The 2,212-nt window shown below is 27.1% G+C and carries 4 protein-coding genes; 1 reads left to right on the forward strand and 3 read right to left on the reverse strand.

Annotation, left to right across the window (positions count from 1 at the left end; genetic code table 11):
• Positions 1-88 precede the first annotated feature (88 nt).
• Positions 89-784 carry an SEL1-like repeat protein gene (locus CCO88_RS08775; protein WP_002840257.1) on the forward strand — a complete coding sequence of 232 codons (696 nt, stop codon included), beginning with the start codon at positions 89-91 and terminating at the stop codon, positions 782-784.
• A gap of 11 nt (positions 785-795) precedes the next feature.
• Here the strand turns inward: CCO88_RS08775 and CCO88_RS08780 are convergent, their stop codons facing one another.
• From CCO88_RS08780 to CCO88_RS08790, 3 genes are all read right to left on the reverse strand, one after another.
• Positions 796-1,071: a hypothetical protein gene (locus CCO88_RS08780; protein WP_002840259.1), complete on the reverse strand. Its 276-nt coding sequence runs from the start codon at positions 1,069-1,071 to the stop codon at positions 796-798.
• Positions 1,058-1,561, reverse strand: coding sequence for a Panacea domain-containing protein (locus tag CCO88_RS08785; RefSeq protein WP_002840261.1), 504 nt, complete (start codon positions 1,559-1,561; stop codon positions 1,058-1,060). The genes CCO88_RS08780 and CCO88_RS08785 overlap by 14 nt, the downstream gene beginning before the upstream one ends.
• A 65-nt stretch (positions 1,562-1,626) precedes the next feature.
• Positions 1,627-2,212, reverse strand: a 586-nt coding sequence (locus CCO88_RS08790) for a DNA/RNA non-specific endonuclease (RefSeq protein ID WP_002840263.1), incomplete at its 5' end; no start/stop codon positions are given.

The following is a 2,212-nucleotide window of genomic DNA, read 5'->3' on the forward strand; positions in this document are numbered from 1 at the left end:
ATTAAATATATTTTTATATTAAATACACTCTTTATTTATATATATTTACGCCTTTGGGATTGATGTATGCAAAGAAAAAGAAATCGAAATGTCTATATATATAAATAAATATACAAATGCGTATGAAAATAAAAATTTAGGTTATTCAGAAGAAAAACTATACAAAAAATCTTTTAGTGATTGCTATGATAAAAAGAATAAAGAAGCTTGTTTGTATATTTATAATAATTTTGCTATAGATGGAAATTTTAAAATTGAGAGCAATATATTTAATTTGATTACAATAATGACTTATGTTGGTTTAACTCTTGATATAGACAAAGATAAAAAGTATAAAGAAATTAATCGCTTGATAGCTTTAGATAGTTGGAAAAAAGCGTCAGAATTGATAGATTTTGTTTTGAGTGAAACCAATGATACAAAAACTATAGAGGGGCTAAAACTACTAAAAGAGATGAGTGATTTTGAAATTAATCGGGCTTATGCGTGTCCTTTGTACTATAATGATAAATTACAATCTGATGCAATAGACATGCCTTGCGCCTGTAAAAAAAATACTGCATTTTTATTAGAACCAGATACCATAAGACGAGCTTTTTTAAATTTAAAACTTTTATGCGATAAGTATAAAGATAGCGCGAGTTGTTGGGCTGTTGGTGGACTTTATGAGAATGGAAAAGGTGTAAGGATAAATTTTAAACAAGCAAAAAAATATTATGGTTTAGCTTGTGATGGCGGTTATCAACTTGGTTGCGATGGATATAAAAGGTTTATGGGGTATTGAGAGGTTAAGATTTATGAATTTATCCAGTCTATATTAATTATTTCAAGATTTTCTTTTTTATAAACAATTTTCAAATAATTCGTCTTTACACAAAAAATCCCTGGAGGATATTCGTTTTCACGTTCTAATATTATTTTATTTTGTTGTTTTATCCCGTAAAAAATACCAGTACAGGGTTTTAAAAAATTATCCTTATGAGTATTAAAAAAATTGTGAATTTTTATTTCACAATCTTCACTTATATTAAAATGCTTACATAAATCATAAGCATTTTCAATGCAAGCCATTTATATCTTCTTTCGTAGCTGGTATAATATCTTGTAAAAATACGCTTTCAATAGGCATAGTATCGCCGTTTTTTGTTTTTTCCCAGCATTCATCATGAGACATTTCTGAAAGCTCTTTTGCTGTTTTTAAGGCGAATTTATTGATAGTTTCGTCTAAAATACTTATTTCTTTTGCAGTAAAATCATCTAAATTAGGCTCTTTTAAACACAAGAAAGATTGTTGTTGATATTCGCCTTTATTTACTTTTATGCTTTTGATAAACTCATTTTTTTCTAAACTAGTTAAAATGTTTTCTAATTTTTTAACTACCGGTCCTTGTGGATTTTTTATATAAGATGTTTGAGTTAGAGATGCGTAATTTTTATACATAAAGGCTCTGTCTGCAAACCATAAAATTTTATTTAATTTTACTTTTCCAAGATCAGCTGGAGCATAGTTCGTTTGAAAGTAATTTATGATATAAATAATTATATTTTCTATTTTTTTCATCTTATACTCCTTTCTAAAATTTATAAAAGCATAATATACTTAAACTAAAAAATCGTTTAAGATTGTCAACTTCCGGTTAAAATATCACAATTAACCTTATAATTTTTTATATTCTCATTTTCTACTTTATGATTTGGCACTTGATAACATTCTTTAAAATTCTCGCCTTTTAAAATCTTAGTGTAAGAGCTTGGAATGGCAATTTGATTTCTTATTCTTTGTGGATTGTTATCATAATTAACTAAATTTAAAACTTCTAAACTTCCAAGCTTCAAAGCTGCTTGTCTTTCTCTTTTTTCAATCTTATTCCATACTTTTTGATTAATTTGTGGATTTTGCGGAGTAATATTACTCATTAAAAAAGTGCTTCTTTGGGCTTGAGTTGTTTTTCTCATTGAAGCATTAGAAAGAGTGTGCCCTCTATCATAACCGCTGTTTTTATAATCACTCCATGTGGTGCGGTATTTTTTAGGTATATTTGTATCATCTTCAAAGCGTGGGCGTTTTTTGATTTGTTCGCCTTTTAAATTTTCCGCTTCTAATTTATAAGCTACAGCTTTAGTGCCTTTATAATTATAATCATAACAATTTAGATAATAAAACTTATCTAAAACTTGTGAACAACTTTGCTTAGTAAAATACTTAGCAAAA

Source organism: Campylobacter coli LMG 9860 (assembly GCF_000254135.1).
GTDB classification, from domain to species: Bacteria; Campylobacterota; Campylobacteria; order Campylobacterales; family Campylobacteraceae; genus Campylobacter_D; species Campylobacter_D coli.

Coding starts and splice junctions, on each gene's coding strand:
- CCO88_RS08775 (WP_002840257.1), top strand. CDS start 89: ATGTCTATATATATAAATAAATATACAAATGCGTATGAAAATAAAAAT.
- CCO88_RS08780 (WP_002840259.1), bottom strand. CDS start 1,071: ATGGCTTGCATTGAAAATGCTTATGATTTATGTAAGCATTTTAATATA.
- CCO88_RS08785 (WP_002840261.1), bottom strand. CDS start 1,561: ATGAAAAAAATAGAAAATATAATTATTTATATCATAAATTACTTTCAA.